Below are 20074 nucleotides of genomic sequence, written 5' to 3'. Positions count from 1 at the left end.
GTCCGGGAGCGCTCACTCCGTGTAGGTGTCGGCCACGGTCAGGGCCGCGTCCAGGGCCGCGAACCCCTCCTTCAGCTCGGCCTCGGAGACGGTGCAGGGCGGCACGACGTGGGTGCGGTTCATGTTGATGAAGGGCCACAGTCCGTGCTGCTTGGCGGCGGCGCCGAACGCGGCCATCGGGGCGTTCGCCTCGCCCGCCGCGTTGTACGGCACCAGCGGCTCGCGGGTCTCCCGGTTCTTGACCAGTTCCAGCGCCCAGAACATGCCGACGCCGCGCACCTCGCCCACGCTGGGGTGCCGCTCGGCCAGCTCGCGCAGCGCCGGCCCCACCACGGACTCGCCCAGCCGCTTCGCGCCCGTGACGATGCCCTCCTCCTCCATGGCGTTGAGGGTGGCGACGGCGGCGGCGCAGGCCAGCGGGTGGCCGGAGTACGTCAGCCCGCCCGGGTAGGGGCGCTTGCCGAAGGTCTCGGCGATCTCACCGGAGATGGCCACCCCGCCGAGCGGCACGTATCCGGAGTTCACGCCCTTCGCGAAGGTCATCAGGTCCGGTACGACGTCGAACAGGTCGGCCGCGAACCATTCGCCGGTCCGCCCGAACCCGGCCATCACCTCGTCCAGGACGAAGACGATCCCGTACCTGTCGCACAGCTCCCGCACGCCCGCGAGGTAGCCCGGCGGCGGCATCATGATGCCCGCCGTGCCGGGAATCGTCTCCAGGATGATCGCGGCGATGGTGTGCGGCCCCTCGAAGGCGATCGTGGTCTCCAGGTGCTCCAGCGCTCGCGCGCACTCCTGCTCCTCGGTCTCGGCGTAGAAGCGGGAGCGGTAGAGGAACGGCGCCCAGAAGTGGACGACGCCGGCGAAGCCGCTGTCGGAGGCCCAGCGGCGCGGGTCGCCGGTGAGGTTGACGGCCTGCTGGGTGCCGCCGTGGTACGAGCGGTACGCCGACAGCACCTTCTGGCGGCCCGTGTGCAGCCGGGCCATGCGCACGGCGTGCTCGACGGCGTCCGCGCCGGCGTTGGTGAAGAAGATCTTGTCCAGGTCGCCGGGCGTCCGCTCGGCGATCAGCCGGGCCGCCTCGGAGCGGGCCTCGACCGCGAACGCGGGCGCGAACGTGGCCATGGACGCGGCCTGCTCCTGGATGGCGGCGACGACCTTGGGATGCCCGTAACCGATGTTGGTGAAGACGAGCCCGCTGGTGAAGTCCAGGTAGCGCGTGCCGTCGTAGTCCCAGAAGTACGACCCTTCCGCGCCGGCCACGGCGAGCGGGTCGATCAGCTCCTGGGCGGACCAGGAATGGAACACATGCGCACGGTCCGCCGCCTTCACTGCGGCGCCGGCGGCGGGGTTGGGCTGAGGGGTCATGGCGGTGAGGTTAGATGTCCGGGACGCGGGTCGGACATCGGCGTCCTGTTCTGTGGTGGAGGGGTTTCCGCGACAGGTTGTCGACGGCGTCGGCTCCGCCGCGCCCGTGCTGGGTGCTCCGCCGCGCTCGTGCTCGGTGCCGCGCTCCGTGCCGTACCCGGTGCCGGCAGGGGATGCCGGGTTCGGTGTCGCCCGGAGCAGGGGATGCCGCAGTCGCGCGGACGGTGTCGGCCGACATGTTCGAGGGTCGCACTATTCTCGGTGCGCGGCACACACACTTGGGGGAGGGAGCGGTTCCGTGGAGAAGCTTGGGCCCGGCGACCCGCGCGAGATCGGGGCGTACCGGCTGCTGGCGCGGCTGGGCGCGGGCGGCATGGGGCAGGTGTACCTGGCCCGGTCGGGCCGGGGCCGCACCGTCGCCGTGAAACTGGTCCGCGAGGAGCACGCCCGGAAGGAGGAGTTCCGGGCGCGGTTCCGGCGGGAGGTGCAGGCCGCACAGCGGGTCGGCGGAGCCTGGACGGCGCCGGTCCTGGACGCGGACACCGAGGCCGCCGTCCCGTGGGTGGCCACCGGGTATGTCGCGGGGCCCAGCCTCCAGCAGGTCGTCGAGCACGATCACGGGGCGCTGCCGGAGCGGTCGGTACGGATCCTCGCGGCCGGTCTCGCCCACGCCCTGAAGGACATCCACACCGCCGGGATCGTCCACCGCGACCTCAAGCCGTCCAACGTGCTGGTCACCATCGACGGGCCGCGGGTCATCGACTTCGGGATCGCGCGCGCCCTGGAGACCGCGCACGGCGACGGGCTCACCAGCATCGGCTCGCTGGTCGGCTCGCCCGGCTTCATGGCGCCCGAGCAGGTGCGCGGCGACCGCATCACCCCCGCCTGCGACGTCTTCTGCCTCGGCTCCCTGCTCGCCTACGCGGCGAGCGGCGCGCTTCCCTTCGGCGGTGCCAAGAGCGGGGTGCCCGCCCTGATGTTCCGCATCGCCCAGGAGGACCCCGACCTCACGGGCGTCCCCGAGGGCATCGCCGACCTCGTCCGGGAGTGCCTGCGCAAGGATCCGGCCGCGCGGCCGACGCTCGACCGGATCCTTGCGCACACCGACGCCGAGGACATGGTGTCCGACGGCCGGTCACGGGACCCGTGGCTGCCGGCCTCCCTGGTGGCACAACTCGGCCGGCACGCCGTGCAGTTGCTCGACACGGAGGACCCGGAGGGCGGCACCACCGCGGCCGGCCCGGCACCGGGCACGGATCCGGCGGGGCCGGGCCGCGGACCCGTTCGCGACGACGGCGGCGCGGCGGTGCCGGGCGGTGACGCGGCGTCTCCGTACGGCGGTGTGCCGGTTCGCAACGGTGATACGGCGCCTGTGTTCGGCGGCGCGGCGGTGCCGGGCGGTGACGCGGCGTCTCCGTACGGCGGTGTGCCGGTTCGCAACGGTGATACGGCGCCTGTGTTCGGCGGCGCGGCGGTGCCGGGCGGTGACGCGGCGTCTCCGTACGGCGGTGTGCCGGTTCGCAACGGTGATACGGCGCCCGTGCTCGGCGGCATGGCGGTGCCGCACGGTGACACGGCGTCTGCGCGCGGCGGCGCGACGGTCCCGGACGGGGGCGCGGCGGATCCGCACGGAGGCGCGACCGCCCCGGACGGAAGCGCGACCGTGCCGGACGGGGGCGGGACGGCGCGGGACCGGGTGCCGCCCGCGCGGGAGCCCGCCGCGCCCGCCCCGGACGCCTCCCCGGAACATGCCCCGGCCGCCCCGCCGTGGCCCGGGAGCCAGGGCGGCCCGGCCGGCGAACCGCCGCTCGACCACCTCCCCACGATGGCCGCGGGCCGGACACCCCCGCCGGACGCCTCCCCGGCAGCCCCCGCACCCGGCGCGTTCGGCGCTCCGGGCGGGTACGCGGATCCGGGGGCGCCCGGCGCGTACGGCCACGCGCGGGAGCACCCCCAGCCGGCCGGCCACGGCCACCCGCAGCAGCCGTACCCCTTGTACGGCGACGGCTCCGGCCCGACCCCGCGGTACGGGCCCTCGCCGGTCGCCCCGGACGCGTACGGACCCGGACCCGGCCCGAAAAAGGAGCGGCGCGGCAGCCGGGCCTCCGTGCTGCTCGTCGCGATCGCGCTGGTCGCCGCGCTCGCCGCGGGCGGCTCGGTGTACGCGGTGCTGAACCAGGGCGCCCCGGACGACGACGCCCGTGGCGGCACCGCCACCACCGCCCCACCGGACAGCGGCAGGGCCACGACCGGTGCGCCGCCCTCCTCGGGGTCCGCGGACGGTGCGGTGCCGACCGCGTACCTGGGCACCTGGACGGCGTCGATCGAGAACGCCGCCGGGCACAACACCCGCGAACTCACCATCGAGCAGGGGAAGGTGGGGGACTCCGTCCTGACGCTGGTCGCCGACGGGCCGAGCGACGGCGGCGGCACCTACCACTGTGTGTTCCGGGCGGAGCTGACCGAACAGCCCGGCAGCGAGGGCCCGTTGCGGATCGGCCCCTCCAGCGTCGCCACCGCCGAACCGGCGTCGTCGTGCACTCCCGGATCGGCCACCGAGATCAGCCTGCTGCCGGACGGCCGGATCCGGCGCATGACGCAGAGCAGCGGGGAGACCCTGACGTACAGCCGGGGATGAGCGCGGCGGGCGCGCGGACGGCGGGCGCGACCGGTGGTCCGGGTGCGGTCCGTGCGCCGAACCACCGTTTCCCGTGGGGCGGTTGAACGTCCGGAGAACTTCTGCGAACGCCACCGGAATGTCCCTTCGCATACGCGTACGGTGACCCCACCTTGACTCGGAGCAGTGGCGGGGGCGCTCACCATGGGGTGGCTGGATCCGGAGAACGTCGTAGCCGTCGGCACCGCGGTGGTGGGCATCGCCGCGTCGGCGGGCATGGTCTGGTACGAGCGCCGGGTACCGCGCAGCAAGAGGATCGGCTACCGCGTGCAGATGGACAACCCCATAGGGGAGGGCGCGGCCGACAACCTCAACCGCCGCCTGGGTCTGTTCGACGAGGCGCCGGACATGGCAGACGCGACCCTGGTGCTGCTGCGCATCGAGAACGACGGCTCGGGGGGCATCGACCGGGAGGACTACACCGGCCCTGACCAGTACGGTCTGACCGCGGTGTTCACCGACCGCATCGTCCGGGGCGTGTCGGTCACCCAGCCGAACCACACCGACCACCTGATGGGCCACTTCGCGCCGGAGCGGGGCTTCGGCTACGAGGGCAGCAGTCTGCGCATCCCGCGGGTCCCGCTCAACCGGGGGGACTACTTCAAGCTGCTGGTGCTGCTGTCCGGCGGCGGTGTCGGGCGGCCGATACGGGTCACGGGCGGCATTCGCAACGGCCAGGTCCGCCTCAACCGCGCGATCCCCGTGGACGACAAGCCGCCGCTGTTCAGCCGGCCCGCGCGGCTCATCAGCATCCTGCTCACGGCCGGTGTCCTCACCCTCGCGAGCATCGTCGTGGCCCAGGGCAGGGACGGGAAGCCACCGCCGGCCTACTGCGCGGCGGGCACGCTGGACGTCGTCGGCTCGACGGCGTTCCAGCCCGCGCTCGAAGCGGTGGCGGACGCCTACGAGGAGAAGTGCCCGGACGCGGCGATCGAGCTGAAGCTGAAGGGTTCGGTGGCGGGTCTGCGGGAACTGGCACGGCCGGGCGCGGACGGCCCCGGCATCGCCTTCTCCGACACCCCCAACCCGGAGAATCTGCCCGACCTGGAAGCGGAAATGGTGGCGATGCCGTTCTACGCGCTGGTGGTGAACAACGACGTGCGGGTGAACGGCAAGCCCCTGGGAAACCTCACCACGGCGCAGATACAGAAGCTGTACAGCGGCGACGTCACCCGTTGGCGGGAGCTGGGCGAGGGATTCCCGGACCTGGCGGTCCACCTCGTCAGCCGCGACGTCAGCTCCGGGACGCGGCAGGTCTTCCAGCGGCGGGTGCTCGGCCGGAGAGAGCCCGCCCACACCGCCCTCGACTGCGCGAACCTGGACTACGACCGGACCTCGGGCGACCGGGTGCCGCGCTGCGAACTCGACTCCACGAGTGAGGTGCTGGACAAGGTGGGCGAGATCCCAGGCGCCGTCGGGTACAGCGAATGGAACCTCGCGGAGCAGGAGTCCAAGGGGAAACTGCACGTCGTGGACATCAACGGCGAGGCCCCGGGGGACGCGTACGAGAGCGCGAAGAACCTCAAGCCGTACGACTACCCGTACCGCGAGATCGAGTACGTCTACACGCGGGGCACGCCGCGCGAAGGCTCCCTGGCCCTCGAGTTCAGGAACTACGTCGCCGACGGGGACGGCCAGGACATCATCCAGAAACACGGCTACATCGACTGCAAGAATTCGGCCGGGAACGCGGACTGCGGCGCGTGGGCCCGCACACCTCCGCCGGCGCCCGGTCCGCCCGCGCCCGCCACCGCCCGCTGACGGCCGCCGCCGACCGGACCCCGGCCCCGGCCGCCGTGACGCCGTGGTGAGGCACGCTCACCGCGGCTCCGGCGGCCGTTGCCGCGGCATGTTCGGGCGGGTGGGGGTGCCCGGCGGGCTGGGGTAGCGGCCCGGTGCGCCGGCCGGGTCCGGGCGCGGGCCCGGGGCCAGGGCCGTCTGGAGGCCCAGCGGGGCCGTCCCGGTGCGGAACTCCACCATCCAGTCCGCCGTCTCCGTGCGCACCAGTTCCGTCACGTCCTCCGAGAACCGCCGCAGCACCGCGAGGCACCGGTCGGCGGCCTCGCCCGCGGTCCCCTCCGCCGGGCCCAGCACCTCGCGCACGTTCTCCGACGCCCAGTCGAACTGCAACACCTGGAGCCGCCGCTGCACGGCCTGCGCGGTCGCCACGTCCCGCATCCACCCGGACGTCACCCCGAAGAACCGGTCGACCCCGAGGCACGCCCCGGCGAGCATCAGGGCCAGGTACCCCCAGGGCGCGGCCCGGTCGGTCACCCCGGTCAGATCGAGCAGCGGGAGCGTGGCCCCGCCCACCGCCCCGGAGGCCGTCCCCACCCGCAGCACCAGCGCCCCGCGCCGCTTCCACACCCGGCCCGCGAGGTACCAGGCCGCCGTGTCCAGCGCCCCCCGCTCCACCCACCGGTACAGCTCGTCGAGCCGGTCGGCCGGCTCTCCCCAGTCCCCGGGCGGGAAGGCCCGGCCGGTCAGGTCGCCCGGCCGCAGCCCGGCCGCGCCCTCGCCCCGCCCGTCCTGAGGGGGACCCTCGGGCTGCATCTCCGGCTGACCCACCCGGCACTCCCTACTGATCACGACCGGTCACGTCGCGTGACAACGGATGCTCACGCGCGGCGTCCTTCCTACCGCCCAATGGGTGGCGAAGACATAGCTTTCACGGCTTTTCAACCCGTAAGAGGGGCTTAATCAGGTATAGGAGCCGTGCTGCTCTCACTCGAAAGAGTGGCGGAGCGACGGTCGCATGGACCACGTAGGCTCGTGCACAACGGAGGAAGACGACACCGAACCAGGAGCTGATCGTGATTCCCGGTGGAGGCCAGCCCAATATGCAGCAGTTGTTGCAGCAGGCCCAGAAGATGCAGCAGGAACTGTCGAAGGCCCAGGAGGAGCTGGCGAACACGGAGATCGCCGGCCAGGCGGGCGGCGGCCTGGTGACGGCGACCGTGACCGGCGCCGGTGAACTGCGTGGCCTGAAGATCGACCCGAAGGCGGTCGACCCGGAGGACACGGAGACCCTCGCCGACCTGATCGTCGCCGCCGTGCAGGCGGCCAACCAGAACGCGCAGGCGCTCCAGCAGCAGAAGCTCGGCCCGCTGGCCCAGGGTCTCGGCGGCGGCACCGGCATCCCCGGCCTGCCGTTCTGACGTTCGCCACCCGCAGGCCACCCGCACCGCCTTCCTAGGGAGGGCGGCGGCCATCTACCGTTACGTACCGGGAACGACTTCAGGAAGGGCAGTCCGTTGTACGAAGGCGTGGTCCAGGACCTCATCGACGAACTGGGGCGGCTGCCCGGCGTCGGTCCCAAGAGCGCGCAGCGGATCGCCTTCCACGTCCTCCAGGCGGAGCCGACGGACGTGCGGCGCCTCGCCCAGGCGCTGCTGGAGGTGAAGGCGAAGGTCCGGTTCTGCGCGGTCTGCGGCAACGTGGCGCAGGAGGAGCTGTGCGCGGTGTGCCGTGACCCCCGTCGCGACCCCTCGGTCATCTGCGTGGTCGAGGAGCCGAAGGACGTGGTGGCGATCGAGCGCACCCGCGAGTTCCGCGGCCGGTACCACGTGCTGGGCGGCGCGATCAGCCCGATCGAGGGCGTGGGCCCCGACGACCTGCGCATCCGGGAACTCCTGGCCCGCCTGGCGGACGGCTCCGTCACCGAGCTGATCCTGGCCACGGACCCCAATCTCGAAGGCGAGGCGACGGCCACGTACCTCGCCCGCATGATCAAACCGATGGGCTTGAAGGTCACCCGCCTGGCCAGCGGCCTCCCGGTGGGTGGCGACCTGGAATACGCGGACGAGGTGACCCTCGGCCGCGCCTTCGAGGGGAGACGACTCCTAGATGTCTGACGCCACGCTGCACGCCACGACGCAGAACCCGGACGATTTCGCGGTCCAGATCGCGGATCAGGTGGAGAGTTTCCTGGTGGCCGTCACGGAGGTGGCCAGGGGCGACCAGCCGGACTCGGCGGTCCCCTTCCTCCTCCTGGAGGTCTCCCAGCTCCTGCTGGCCGGCGGCCGGCTCGGCGCCCACGAGGACATCGTCCCCGAGGAGCGCTACGAGACCGACACCGGCCCGGACCCGGACGCGGACCAACTGCGCGAGAACCTCGCCCGCCTCCTGGAGCCGGTCGACGTGTACTCGGAGGTCTTCGACCCCTACGAGCCGCGTACGGCACCGGTGCCCGCCCGCATCTCGGACGACCTGGCCGACGTGATCACCGATCTGCGCCACGGCATGGCCCACTACCGGGCCGGCCGCACCACGGAGGCGCTGTGGTGGTGGCAGTTCTCCTACTTCTCCAACTGGGGCTCCACCGCCTCCGCCACCCTGCGCGCCCTGCACTCGGTCCTCGCCCACGTCCGCCTCGACCAGCCCCTGGAGGAGCTGGACGGCCTCGACACGGACCAGGGCATGGGCGACGAGACCCTGGAGTTCGAGGCGGGCCGGGTGATGCAGCAGGAGATCGCCACACCGCTGGGGCTGCGCGCGGGCGCTCCGGTGGACGGCTCCTGACGGGCGCTGCGCCGCGGGGCACGCCGCCTGACAGGGGCGGGTGCGCTTGAGCGGGGCGGGGCGGACGGTCGTGCGTCCACGGCCGGGTGGGGGCTCGCGGCTGTGGAGGTCCGCCGCTCTCGGCTCCTTCGGGGCGCCGACCATCGGAAACTGTAAGCCGACACACAGCGGTCACATGCGTATCAGTCGCAAAACTTTGGGCAGGGACTCACCCGACAAGCGCTCGGCCCGAACGTCCGGACATCTCACCATGCGGTACTCAGGAGGGGATATTCGGGCGATCGTTAGACTGGGCGGGCAATCGACACAATGAGCTAGGAGCGCACGTGGGCCTTGTCGTGCAGAAGTACGGAGGCTCCTCCGTAGCCGATGCCGAGGGCATCAAGCGCGTCGCCAAGCGGATCGTGGAAGCGAAGAAGAACGGCAACCAGGTGGTTGTCGTCGTTTCCGCGATGGGCGACACGACGGACGAGCTGATCGAACTCGCCGAACAGGTGTCTCCGATGCCTGCCGGGCGAGAGTTCGACATGCTGCTGACCGCCGGAGAGCGTATCTCCATGGCGTTGCTGGCGATGGCGATCAAAAACCTGGGCCACGAGGCCCAGTCCTTCACCGGCAGCCAGGCGGGCGTCATCACCGACTCCGTCCACAACAAAGCCCGGATCATCGATGTCACACCGGGCCGGATCCGTACGGCGCTGGACGAGGGCAACATCGCCATCGTCGCCGGTTTCCAGGGCGTCAGCGCCGACAAGAAGGACATCACCACCCTCGGCCGCGGCGGGTCCGACACGACGGCCGTGGCGCTCGCCGCCGCGCTCGACGCCGAGGTCTGTGAGATCTACACCGACGTGGACGGCGTGTTCACCGCCGACCCGCGGGTGGTGAAGAAGGCCCGGAAGATCGACTGGATCTCCTTCGAGGACATGCTGGAGCTGGCCTCGTCCGGGTCCAAGGTGCTGCTCCACCGCTGCGTGGAGTACGCCCGCCGGTACAACATCCCGATCCACGTCCGCTCCTCCTTCAGTGGGCTCAAGGGCACGTGGGTCAGCAGCGAGCCGATCGAGCAAGGGGACGCGAAGGTGGAGCAGGCCATCATCTCGGGTGTCGCGCACGACACCTCCGAGGCCAAGATCACGGTCGTCGGCGTGCCCGACAAGCCCGGCAAGGCCGCCGCCATCTTCCGTACGATCGCCGATGCCGAGATCAACATCGACATGGTCGTGCAGAACGTGTCCGCCGCGGCCACGGGCCTCACGGACATCTCCTTCACGCTGCCGAAGACCGAGGGCCGCAAGGCCATCGACGCGCTGGAGAAGAACCGTCCCGGCATCGGCTTCGACTCTCTGCGCTACGACGACCAGATCGGCAAGATCTCCCTGGTCGGCGCCGGTATGAAGACCAACCCCGGGGTCACCGCCGGGTTCTTCGAGGCGCTGTCCGACGCGGGCGTGAACATCGAGCTGATCTCGACGTCCGAGATCCGGATCTCGGTGGTCACCCGTGCCGACGACGTGGCGGAGGCCGTCCGCGCGGTGCACAGCGCCTTCGGCCTCGACTCCGAGAGCGACGAGGCAGTCGTCTACGGGGGCACCGGCCGATGACCGCACGTCCGACGCTCGCGGTCGTGGGAGCGACCGGAGCGGTCGGCACGGTCATGCTCCAGATCCTGTCCCAGCGGGCGAACGTCTGGGGCGAGATCCGTCTGGTCGCCTCTCCGCGCTCGGCCGGCCGCAAGCTGACCGTGCGCGGGGAGGAGGTCGAGGTGGCGGCCCTGTCCGAGGAGGTCTTCGACGGGGTCGACGTCGCCATGTTCGACGTACCGGACGAGGTCTCCGCGCAGTGGGCGCCGATCGCCGCGGCCAAGGGCGTGGTGGTGGTCGACAACTCGGGCGCCTTCCGGATGGACCCGGACGTGCCCCTGGTGGTCCCCGAGGTCAATCCGCACACCGCCCGCATCCGGCCGCGCGGGATCGTCGCCAACCCCAACTGCACCACCCTGTCGATGATCGTCGCCCTGGGCGCGCTGCACGCCGAGTTCGGGCTGCGCGAGCTGGTGGTGTCGTCGTACCAGGCGGTGAGCGGGGCGGGCCAGGCCGGAGTGGAGACGCTGCGGGCTCAGCTGGCCCTGGTCGCGGGCACGGAGCTGGGGACCAGCCCCGGTGACGTACGGCGGGCCGTGGGGGAGCGCACCGGGCCGTTCCCGGAGCCGGTCGCGCTGAACGTCGTGCCCTGGGCGGGGTCGCCGCGGGAGGACGGCTGGTCGTCGGAGGAGATGAAGGTGCGGGACGAGTCCCGCAAGATCCTCGGGCTGCCGAAGCTGCCGGTCGCCGTGACCTGCGTCCGGGTGCCGGTGGTCACCGCGCACTCGCTGACCGTCCACGCCCGCTTCCAGGGCGAGGTCACCGTGGAGCGCACCCGGGAGATCCTGGCCACGGCACCCGGCGTGGTGCTGTTCGACAACCCGGCGGCCGGCGAGTTCCCCACCCCCGCCGATGTGGTGGGGACCGATCCGACCTGGGTGGGCCGGGTGCGGCGGGCGCTGGACGATCCCACGGCGCTCGAACTCTTCGTCTGCGGGGACAACCTGCGCAAGGGTGCGGCGCTCAACACCGCGCAGATCGCGGAGCTGGTGGCGGCGGAGTACGCGTGACCGGTGCCGGCTCCGTACTCACCTGAGGTCACCGGAAAGGCCCGGACGCCGGAAATGCCCTGGTCCGGTGGGGATCGGGGGGCCGGATCCGCGGGACAGTGTGGCGGGGAGCATGGTTCGGACCACTTGATCAGGGTGCCCTCTGCATCCGAAAATTTTCCTCCCCGCTCTCCGCAACCGTGCGCAGGGCGGGGAGCGTCTTTGCGATCGCCTCTCCGGGGCGGTGCGTGCGAACGTCCCCCCGTCGGGGCGTGGGGACGCGATGATCCTGGCGTGGGGACGCCGTGATCAGGGCGTGGGGACGCCCGTTCATATGGGACACAGGGGAAGAACGGGGCGCATGGCGACATATGAGGAATCGTCGGGCGGGCTGCCCGGCGTGCAGGCGTCGCCGGTCGCGCCGTCCGACGCAAAAGTGACGTCCGGCACGTACAACCCCTGTGGGGGGAAGCGTGTCCAACTGGCGTGGCAGAGGTACTCGAATTCAGTACGGCGGTGCGTGGCGCGTCCCTGCGCCCCCGCCCCGCGGCGCTGCGCCCCCGCGTCCCCGGCGCGCCCGGCGGCATGCCGGTGATCGCGCCCATGCCCGCAGCGCGGCCCGCCCGCATCCCCGGCCAGCGCGAGGGCGCCGAGGAGACCGCGGCGGCCGGTACGACGGTCGACCACCTCACCGAGACCTACCGGGCGCACTACCGCTCGCTGCTCGGCCTCGCCGCGCTCCTCCTCGACGACACCGCCTCCTGCGAGGACGTCGTCCAGGAGGCGTTCATCCGCGTCCACTCGGCCCGCAAACGCGTCCGGGACCCGGAGAAGACCCTCGCCTATCTGCGCCAGACGGTCGTCAACCTGTCCCGTTCCGCCCTGCGCCGCCGCATCCTCGGGCTGAAGCTGCTCTCCAAACCGATGCCCGACATGGCGAGCGCGGAGGAGGGCGCGTACGACCAGTTGGAGCGCGACTCCCTGATCAAGGCGATGAAGGGCCTCCAGCGCCGCCAGCGCGAGGTCCTGGTGCTGCGGTACTTCGCGGACATGACCGAGGCGCAGGTCGCCGAGTCCCTCGGCATCTCGCTCGGCTCCGTGAAGGCGTACGGCTCGCGCGGCATCGCGGCGCTGCGGCTGGCCATGGAGGCGGCCACATGAGCGAGCCCCGCGAGTCAGGCGAGTCCCTCGGCCGTCCCGAGCCCGGTGCCCGGCCCGAGCCGCCGGGGCGGCACGACCAAGAGAAGACGCCATCGCACGCTGGGAACGGAACTGTGAACCACGGCCCCGACGATCAGGCCCCCACCGGGCCCGACGGGTTCGGCCAGGAGGAACGGGGCCTGTCCATGGCCCCCACGGGGCCGGAAGGACCCGACCCGGACGAACCGGACCTGCGCCGGCTGCTGCACTCGGCGGTCGAGGACCTTCAGCCGCGCAACGACGCCCTGGACCACCTGCGGCGCGCGGTGCCCGCCCGGCGGACCCGCAGGCGGCACGCCGCGGTCGGCATGGCGGCGGCGGCCCTGTTCGTCGGCACCGCCGTCCCGGCCCTCGTCCACGTCTCCCAGTCCGGCGGCACCGATCCCCACACCTCCATCGCCGGTGACGCCTCCCAGGCCCAGGGCGGCGCGGGCCGGGGCAAGGACCCGGACCGCGGGACCACCGCCACGCGCGGCAGCCACGACGAGACCGCAGGCCAGGACAAGGGCGGCACGAAGGACGTGAACCCGGACAAGGACCGCGGCACCGAGGGCGGCACGGACGGCGCCACCGGCCCCGTGTCCACCAAGGGCGCCGTCGCCCCGGCGTGCACGGCCACCCAGCTGGGCCAGGCCACCGCCACCGTGGAAGCCCCCGACTCCGCCGGCGTCGTCTACGGCACCTTCCGGGTCACCAACGTCTCCACCGCCGGTTGCAGCGTCGACGGCACGGGCACCGTGAGCGCTCTCGCCCAGGGCGCCGCCGACCCGACCAGGATAAGTACGGTCCGGCACATCGCGGGCGACGCCGCGGCCGGCCTGCCCGCCCCGTCCCAGGAGGCCACCGGCCTGCTCCTGCTGCCCGGCGCCGCCTACGAGGAGAAGTTCGCCTTCGTTCCCTCGGAGACCTGTCCCCCGGGCAACGGCGGCACCGGCAGCCCCGGCACCGGCGGACCCACCGGCGACCCGAGCCCCAGCCAGCCCCCGGCCGCCTCGGGCAGTACGTCCGACGGCGGCGCGGCCGGCACCAGTACGCAGCTGCTCCCCGCGGAGGGCACGGCCGACGGCAGCGTCCAGGTGTCCCACACCCCGCAGGCGGGCGCGCCGACCGTCTCCACGACGGTGCCCGGCGCCTGCGCCGGGACGGTCTACTGGACCGGCGTGCTGGCCGGCTCCTAGACACCCGCCTCCGGCATTCCACCTGCCCGGAGGCCACCGGCCAGGGGCGGACCGGACGCCACCGGCCGTCGGCGGACCGGACGCCGGGCCCGGCGGGATCGGGCGGCACGGCCTCCGGCGGCCCAGACGCCCGGACCCCGCGGATCGGACTACGTCCCTCCGGCGGACCGGACGCCCGGACCCCTGGTGGATCAGACCCCGTACACCCGGCGGATCAGACGGCCGACGGGCTGGCGGCCTTCTCCTCCTCGGCCTTCTCCTCCTCGGGCTCCCCCTCCGGGAACAGACCCAGTTCCGCGTCCCGGGCGTACTCCGCCTCCCGGCGCAGCAGCCGGAACCACATGAAGACCACGAAACCCGCGAAGACGAACCACTCACCGGTGTACCCGAGGTTCTGGAACGCCTTCAGGTCGAGCCCCGAGCCCTGCGGCACCGTCGCGGGTACCGCCGTCATCCCCGCGTCGCCCTTGTCGAGCGTGATCCACGCGTCGTACACCGGGTACGGCACCAGGTTCACCAGCGATCCCGAACTGATCGCCGCCGTCTGCCCCGGCGGCAGCCCGCCCAGGGCGCTCACCCCGTTGTCACCCGGTGTCTCCGACGCCTGCAACGCACCGGTGACCGTGACCTCGCCGGCCGGCGGGGCGGGCGCCTTCGCCGCGTCCGCGGTGCCGGGCAGCCAGCCGCGCACCACGGGCAGCGCCTTGCCGGAGCCGGTGCGCAGCAGCGTCAGCACGTAGTAGCCGTCCCTGCCGTCCAGCTGCCGGTCGGGTACGAGGAGCTGCTGGTCGTAACGGCCGGTGGCGGTGGCCCGCTTGCCGGACGTGGCCGTGTCGACGGGCAGCAGACCGGCGAGCGGCCGAGCCGCCTCGGTCCGGTCCGTGGTGACCTTCTCGGACGCGTCACGGCCTGCCTGCACCCGCGACTCGAACCGGCTCAGCTGCCACGATCCCATGAAGACGCACAGCGGGATGGCGAGCAGCGCGAAGACGTTGATGCCCCACCAGCGGGGAGTCAGCAGAAACCGGTACACGCCACCACGGTACGGGCTGTTCCCCGGCGTTCGGGCGGGGGGTCGCCGACAGCGGCGCCGGGTTGTCCACAGGCTGGGGGTACTCCGCCGCGGCCGTCGGCGGGACCAGGCAGTATGGGGCCATGACTGGGGCCAGGAGTGAGAGCAGAATGCCGGACTGGGAGAGGCGCTTCCGCGCGCCGCGGGTGTCGCTGCCCGACTGGGCGCAGGACGCGCCCGACCGCTCCCTGTTCGTGTCGAACGCGACGGGGACCTACGAGCTGTACGCGTGGGACCGCACCACGGGAGCGCAGCGCCAGGCCACGGCCCGGCCGAACGGTACGACGGACGGGCTGCTCTCCCCGGACGGCGCGTGGATCTGGTGGTTCGACGACAAGGACGGCGACGAGTTCGGGGTGTGGCGCCGGCAGCCGTTCACGGGCGGCGACGACGAACTCGCCACACCGGGGCTCGACCCCTCCTACCCGGCCGGTCTCGCCCTCGCCCGGGACGGCCGCACGGCCGTGGTCGGGCGCTCGACGGACGAGGACGGCACGACGATCCATGTCGCCCGCGAGGGTGAGGCGCCGTTCGAGCTGTACCGGCACCGCGAGTCGGCGGGCGTCGGCGACCTCTCGCACGACGGCGCGCTGATCGCCATCGAGCACACCGAGCACGGCGACGCCATGCACTCCGCGCTGCGCGTGCTGCGCCCGGACGGCACGACGGTCGCCGAACTCGACGACAGCGAGGGCGGCACCCGGGAGCTGGGCCTCGAAGTGCTGGGCTTCGCCCCGGTCGAAGGGGACACCCGGCTGCTGATCGGCCACCAGCGCCGTGGCCGCTGGGAGCCGCTGGTCTGGGACGTGGCGTCGGGTGAGCAGACCGATCTGGACCTGGACCTCCCGGGTGACGTGAGCGCCGACTGGTATCCGGACGGCAGCGCCCTGCTCATCGCGCACAGCTTCGAGGCGCGCAGCGAACTGTTCCGCTACGACCTGGCGGGCCGCGGGCTGACCCGCATCCCGACGCCGCCGGGCTCGGTCTCCGGCGCGACGGCCCGGCCCGACGACAGCGTGGAGTTCCTGTGGTCGTCGGCCGCCGAGCCGTCCGCGGTGCGGTCGACGACCGGCCAGGTGGTCCTGGACCCGCCGGGGATGAGGTGCCCGCCCTCCGTCGAGGTGGAGGACGCGTGGGTGACCGGCCCCGGCGGCCGCATTCACGCGCTGATCCAGAAGCCGGCCGGGGCGAGCGGACCCCTCCCCACCGTCTTCGACCTGCACGGCGGCCCCACCTGGCACGACAGCGACTCCTTCGCCGCGGGCCCGGCCGCCTGGGTGGACCACGGCTATGCGGTGGTCCGGGTCAACTACCGCGGCTCGACGGGCTACGGCCGCGCGTGGACCGACGCCCTGAAGCACCGGGTGGGCCTGATCGAGCTGGAGGACGTGGCCGCGGTCCGCGACTGGGCGGTGTCCTCGGGCCTGGCCGACCCCGCCCGTCTCGTCCTCACCGGCGCGTCCTGGGGCGGCTACCTCACCCTCCTCGGCATCGGCACCCAGCCGGACGCCTGGACCGTGGGCATCGCCGTGGTCCCCGTCGCGGACTACGTGACGGCGTACCAGGACGAGATGGAGGCGCTGAAGGCCATGGACCGCACGCTGCTGGGCGGCACCCCCGAGGAGGTCCCCGACCGCTTCCGGGCCTCGTCCCCGCTCACCTACGTCGACGACGTGAAGACCCCCGTCTACATCTCCGCCGGGGTCAACGACCCGCGCTGCCCCATCCGGCAGATCGACAACTACGTCGGACGGCTCGCGGCCCGGGACGCGGTCCACGAGGTGTACCGCTACGACGCGGGCCACGGCTCCCTGGTGGTGGACGAACGGATCAAGCAGGTACGGCTGGAACTGGACTTCGCGGAGCGGCATCTCCCGAAGTAGTCCGTAGGGCGAGTAGTCCGTCGGGCGACGCGGGCCGGGCGGTGAAGTTGGCCGGGCGGTGAAGGCCCGACCGGTGGGTCGGGGCGGGCGGCGTAGGGAGCTACATGCCGTGGCAGTCTGCCGCCGCCGCGGCGCCCGCCCGTGCCGGCCGTCTGCCACCGGGCTCCGGCGGTCGGTGGCGGACCGGCCGGTGCGGGGGCTCACGGGGTCCGGTGGTGGTGGCCCAGCAGTTCCGCCAGTCCCTGGCGGGTCGCCGCCAGCACCACCCGGTCACCGGCGCTCAGCACATGGTCGGTGGACGGCTGCTGCTGCTTCCCCTCCAGCGCCAGCACCCGCCAGGCCCCGGCCCGGAACGCCTCGGCCACGCTGCGCCCCTCCAACTGCGGATGCCCGTCCACATCCACGGCGGCGAACAGCAGCACCTCCCGCTCGACCGGGATCGCGCCCAGGATCTGCCGGCCGAACATCGCTCCGGCGAAGGCGGGCGCGGCCAGGTGCGTGACGCTGCGGCTGCGGGTGACCGCCCGGGGGTGGGCGGCCCGCAGGGTGCGGTAGACGGCGGTCGCGAAGTCGTCGTCGTACAGCCGCAGCAGCACCCGCAGGTCGGGGCGGACGGACCGGGCGTACAGCACGGCCTCCAGGTTCGTGGTGTCCGCGCTGGTCACCGCCAGCAGCGCGTGCGCCCGGTGGATCTTGGCGGCCTCCAGCACGCCTTCCTGCGTGACGTCCCCGAGCACCACCGGCACCCGCAGCCGCCGCGCCGTGGCGAGGCCGCGCGCCTCCGGATCGGCCTCCACGCACACCACCGGGATGTGCAGTTCCCGCAGCCGGGTCAGCACCCTGGTGCCGATCTTCCCGAGGCCCAGCAGCACCACGTGCCCGCCGAGTCCGCGCGGCGGCTTGCGCAGCGTGGTCGCGGTCCGGAAGGTGCCGAGCGCCTCAAGGACCGCCGCCAGCAGCACCGGCAGGAGCAGCAACCCGACCAGACCGGACAGCAGTTGCAGGATCTGCCGCCCCAGCGGCTTGCCCAGCGCCGGTTCGTCGATCGCGAACAGGTCCAGCAGCGTCAGGTAGAACGCGCCCAGCGGATGGATCCCCGTCACCAGCCACAGCGCCAGGGCCAGCGCGATCACACACCCCGCGAGCCCGGCCAGCGACCAGCGCAGTCGCCGCGAGAACAGCGAGGCGAAGGGCGGTACGACCCCGGTGCGGCCGGCCGGCAGCGGCTGCCCGGCGGCGTACGACACCTGCTCAAGGACGATGCTCCCGCAGCCCGTGGCGCCCGGCACGTCCGCCTCGTCGGGCAGGAGTTGCGGCCCGCGTTCCCCGCCGCCCTCGGAGCCGTCCGCGTCGGCCGGATCGCCGCCGGTCGCCGACAGCAGCGCCAGCGTGCGCAGCCCGTGGTCGGCGACCTGTCCCGGGGCGAGCGGCGGCCGTTCCACCGCGCGCAGCAGCAGCCCGTCCGTCTGGACGACCTTGCGGGTGCCGGCGACCGCGGTCGCGACCAGCGCGGGGGCGGCGGTGTCGGCGTCGGACAGCACGGTCGTCGACGCGTCACCGACGGAGTCGGGGCCGTCGCCGGTCGCCAACGCGGCGGCCTGGTCGAGGAGTTCCTCGATGTGCTGGCCGAGCCGCCGGTTGTAGAGCCGCAGCACGAGCCGCAGCCGCGGATTGAGCCGGCGGGCGGTCAGCGCGGCACGGATGTTGGTCTCGTCGTCGTCGTACACGAGAGCCAGCGCGGCGGCCCGGTCCACGCCCGCGTCGGCGAGCACCGCCTCGGTCGGCTCGGCCGCCTCCAACACCCGGTCGGTGCGCCCGGTCTCACCGCCGGAGCCGCCGGTACCGCCGCTGCCGAGCCCGGCGAGTCCGGTGCCGAGTCCGGCGAGCCCGGTGCCGTTGCCCGCGGCCCGGCCGACAGCCGCGTTCACCCGGTCCAGCAGCGCGACCGACGCGGCCCGCGCCCGCCCGACCACCGGGGGCCGTGCCGTGCGCGCGCCGGCCGGTACGACGAGGGTCACCTGGGCGCCGTACACCCCGCGCAACTCGGCGGCCAGCCGGTGCGCGAGCCCGTCGTCGCCGCACACCACCATGGGCGCGGGCGCACCACCCGGCCCACTCTGCATCGGAACGTTCCCCACGGGAGAGAAGACTGCCGCACCGGGAAAGACGGTTCCAGCGGAGGCGGGAAGGAACGGGGGCGGGAGCGGTGAGCGCCGGGACCTTCCCGGAGGTTCAGCGGGGCGTCCTCGGGAAGGCCGTCGGTGATGCGTGGCGTGGGGTTGTCATCGGCCGGGGGCGGGCCGGTTGGCAGGTGCGGCGGGGGAGTGCCCGAAGGGTTGTCCGGCGGGGCCTGACGTGGGTTGTGTGGTTCCGGTCCTGGCGGCTGAGTGCTGTCCGGTGCCCGGTGTGGTGGGCAGGTAGGCGGCGGCGGACGTGGCGTAGGGGTTGTGTGGCTGGGTCGGCTGGCTTGGCGGGGTGTGGGCGCTCGACTCTTCCCGGCGGAGGACCTGGGCTTGGTACTCCTGCAGTAGACCCATCTTCTGGAGTCCTCGGGCCACCGTGTACGAGTCTTTGTCCACTACGACGTTCATGAGGGCTTTGGCGACCGGGGGACTGTCGAGTGCGAGGTGTGGGTCGGCCAGGAAGCGCGGGGCCGGTTTGCCGAAATCTTCCTTCAGCTGGGGTGTGTTGAGGGTGACGATGAGGGGGTCTCCGCCCACCTTTCCGACCGATGCCGGGTGGAGGGCGACTTGAAGTCCGGGGGGAGGCATCGTCGGCAGATCCGGATACATCTGCCGGTGGGCCTGGTACACGTCCAGAGCGGCGGTCTCGGCCGTCAGGCTCTCCTCAGCCTGTGCCAGGATGGACGCGACGGTGGACGTGGCGTAGGGGTTGTGCGGCTGGGTCGGCTGGCTTGTCGAGGTGTGGGCGCTCGACTCTTCCCGGTGGGAGATCTGGGCTTGGTACATGGGCAGTAGACCTGGCCTCTGGAGCTTTTGGGCTGCCGTGTACGAGATTTTGTCCATTCCGGCGTTCATGAGGGCTTTGGCGACCGGGGGACTGTCGAGTGCGAGGTGTGGGTCGGCCAGGAAGCGCGGGGCCGGTTTGCCCGCATCTTCCTCCAGCTGGGATGTGTTGAGGGTGACGATGAGGGGGTGTCCGCCCACCTTTTTGACCGATGCCGGGTGGAGGGCGACTTGAAGTCCACGGGGAGGCATCGTCGGCAGTTCCGGATACATCTGCCGGTACGCCTGGTACACGTCCAGAGCGGCGGTCTCCGCCCTTTGGCTCTCTGCAACCTGCGCCAGGAGGGACTCGGCGACACCCCGTTGCATCGCTTTCCTGGCGTTTTCCATTAGATTCAGTGGAGATTGAATGATCTCTGCGCGGTCGTTGGCGCGCTGTACCTCCGGCGGTCCTTGCGTGGTGGCTGCGCGCTGCTCCGCCAACCGTTGTGTTCTGCGCTGCTGGTCGTCGTTCAGGGGAGGCATAGGGGATGTGCCTTTCTGTGGGCCTTCGGCCGAGCTGTTCTCCGGGGTGGGG

General features: G+C 72.6%; 15 protein-coding genes. 10 read left to right on the top strand and 5 right to left on the bottom strand.

Translation table 11 applies throughout. From position 1 onward, the window contains the following. Positions 1-12: 12 nt before the first annotated feature. The gene (locus ACFY2B_RS17400) at positions 13-1368 is read right to left on the bottom strand and encodes an aspartate aminotransferase family protein (protein WP_390763962.1); all 1356 of its coding nucleotides are present in this window, start codon (positions 1366-1368) and stop codon (positions 13-15) included. Between the two features lie 298 nt (positions 1369-1666). Here ACFY2B_RS17400 and ACFY2B_RS17395 point away from each other — a divergent pair, with 298 nt between their 5' ends. Beyond that, positions 1667-4006 (top strand): protein kinase, encoded by a 2340-nt coding sequence (locus ACFY2B_RS17395; RefSeq protein ID WP_390763961.1) that lies wholly within the window; start codon positions 1667-1669, stop codon positions 4004-4006. A 183-nt stretch (positions 4007-4189) separates the two neighbouring features. Beyond that, a complete protein-coding gene (locus ACFY2B_RS17390; protein WP_390763960.1) occupies positions 4190-5806 on the top strand; it encodes a PstS family phosphate ABC transporter substrate-binding protein in 1617 nt (538 codons plus the stop codon). Positions 5807-5863: 57 nt separating this feature from the next. Here the strand turns inward: ACFY2B_RS17390 and ACFY2B_RS17385 are convergent, their stop codons facing one another. After that, a complete protein-coding gene (locus ACFY2B_RS17385; protein WP_390763959.1) occupies positions 5864-6613 on the bottom strand; it encodes an SLATT domain-containing protein in 750 nt (249 codons plus the stop codon). 245 nt (positions 6614-6858) lie between these two features. Between ACFY2B_RS17385 and ACFY2B_RS17380 the strand changes: the two genes are divergently transcribed. From ACFY2B_RS17380 to ACFY2B_RS17350, 7 genes are all read left to right on the top strand, one after another. Beyond that, positions 6859-7203 (top strand): YbaB/EbfC family nucleoid-associated protein, encoded by a 345-nt coding sequence (locus tag ACFY2B_RS17380; protein WP_390763958.1) that lies wholly within the window; start codon positions 6859-6861, stop codon positions 7201-7203. 96 nt (positions 7204-7299) lie between these two features. Further along, the gene (recR, locus tag ACFY2B_RS17375) at positions 7300-7899 is read left to right on the top strand and encodes a recombination mediator RecR (protein ID WP_390763957.1); all 600 of its coding nucleotides are present in this window, start codon (positions 7300-7302) and stop codon (positions 7897-7899) included. Continuing rightward, on the top strand, positions 7892-8566 hold the full coding sequence (locus ACFY2B_RS17370) for a DUF5063 domain-containing protein (protein ID WP_390763956.1): 675 nt from the start codon (positions 7892-7894) through the stop codon (positions 8564-8566). Before recR ends, ACFY2B_RS17370 begins: the two co-directional genes overlap by 8 nt. 326 nt (positions 8567-8892) lie before the next feature. Next, on the top strand, positions 8893-10170 hold the full coding sequence (locus ACFY2B_RS17365; protein WP_376524894.1) for an aspartate kinase: 1278 nt from the start codon (positions 8893-8895) through the stop codon (positions 10168-10170). Beyond that, positions 10167-11219 carry an aspartate-semialdehyde dehydrogenase gene (locus ACFY2B_RS17360; RefSeq protein WP_390763955.1) on the top strand — a complete coding sequence of 351 codons (1053 nt, stop codon included), beginning with the start codon at positions 10167-10169 and terminating at the stop codon, positions 11217-11219. The genes ACFY2B_RS17365 and ACFY2B_RS17360 overlap by 4 nt, the downstream gene beginning before the upstream one ends. 465 nt (positions 11220-11684) lie before the next feature. Continuing rightward, a complete protein-coding gene (locus ACFY2B_RS17355) occupies positions 11685-12359 on the top strand; it encodes a SigE family RNA polymerase sigma factor (protein WP_390763954.1) in 675 nt (224 codons plus the stop codon). Next, a complete protein-coding gene (locus ACFY2B_RS17350; protein WP_390763953.1) occupies positions 12356-13576 on the top strand; it encodes a hypothetical protein in 1221 nt (406 codons plus the stop codon). Before ACFY2B_RS17355 ends, ACFY2B_RS17350 begins: the two co-directional genes overlap by 4 nt. Positions 13577-13790: 214 nt before the next feature. On the opposite strand, the gene ACFY2B_RS17345 is transcribed toward ACFY2B_RS17350, so the two are convergent. Next, the gene (locus ACFY2B_RS17345; RefSeq protein ID WP_390763952.1) at positions 13791-14609 is read right to left on the bottom strand and encodes an SURF1 family protein; all 819 of its coding nucleotides are present in this window, start codon (positions 14607-14609) and stop codon (positions 13791-13793) included. 149 nt (positions 14610-14758) lie between these two features. On the opposite strand from ACFY2B_RS17345, the gene ACFY2B_RS17340 reads away from it, so the two are divergent. Continuing rightward, positions 14759-16531 carry a prolyl oligopeptidase family serine peptidase gene (locus ACFY2B_RS17340; RefSeq protein WP_390763951.1) on the top strand — a complete coding sequence of 591 codons (1773 nt, stop codon included), beginning with the start codon at positions 14759-14761 and terminating at the stop codon, positions 16529-16531. 200 nt (positions 16532-16731) lie between these two features. Here the strand turns inward: ACFY2B_RS17340 and ACFY2B_RS17335 are convergent, their stop codons facing one another. Both ACFY2B_RS17335 and ACFY2B_RS17330 read right to left on the bottom strand, forming a co-directional pair. Further along, the gene (locus ACFY2B_RS17335) at positions 16732-18621 is read right to left on the bottom strand and encodes an NAD-binding protein (protein ID WP_390764084.1); all 1890 of its coding nucleotides are present in this window, start codon (positions 18619-18621) and stop codon (positions 16732-16734) included. Between the two features lie 192 nt (positions 18622-18813). After that, a complete protein-coding gene (locus ACFY2B_RS17330) occupies positions 18814-20022 on the bottom strand; it encodes a hypothetical protein (protein ID WP_390763950.1) in 1209 nt (402 codons plus the stop codon). Between the last annotated feature and the right edge of the window lie 52 nt (positions 20023-20074).

Origin of the sequence: Streptomyces sp. NPDC001270, assembly GCF_042896695.1 — a bacterium.
Lineage (GTDB): Bacteria > Actinomycetota > Actinomycetes > Streptomycetales > Streptomycetaceae > Streptomyces.
This window is presented reverse-complemented; position numbering and strand designations above follow the sequence as displayed.

Bases quoted from the DNA above. Each gene is read 5' to 3' on its own strand.
- ACFY2B_RS17390 (WP_390763960.1), top strand. From the start codon at position 4,190: ATGGGGTGGCTGGATCCGGAGAACGTCGTAGCCGTCGGCACCGCGGTG.
- ACFY2B_RS17400 (WP_390763962.1), bottom strand. From the start codon at position 1,368: ATGACCCCTCAGCCCAACCCCGCCGCCGGCGCCGCAGTGAAGGCGGCG.
- ACFY2B_RS17350 (WP_390763953.1), top strand. From the start codon at position 12,356: ATGAGCGAGCCCCGCGAGTCAGGCGAGTCCCTCGGCCGTCCCGAGCCC.
- ACFY2B_RS17330 (WP_390763950.1), bottom strand. From the start codon at position 20,022: ATGCCTCCCCTGAACGACGACCAGCAGCGCAGAACACAACGGTTGGCG.
- ACFY2B_RS17370 (WP_390763956.1), top strand. From the start codon at position 7,892: ATGTCTGACGCCACGCTGCACGCCACGACGCAGAACCCGGACGATTTC.
- ACFY2B_RS17335 (WP_390764084.1), bottom strand. From the start codon at position 18,621: ATGGTGGTGTGCGGCGACGACGGGCTCGCGCACCGGCTGGCCGCCGAG.
- ACFY2B_RS17360 (WP_390763955.1), top strand. From the start codon at position 10,167: ATGACCGCACGTCCGACGCTCGCGGTCGTGGGAGCGACCGGAGCGGTC.
- ACFY2B_RS17340 (WP_390763951.1), top strand. From the start codon at position 14,759: ATGCCGGACTGGGAGAGGCGCTTCCGCGCGCCGCGGGTGTCGCTGCCC.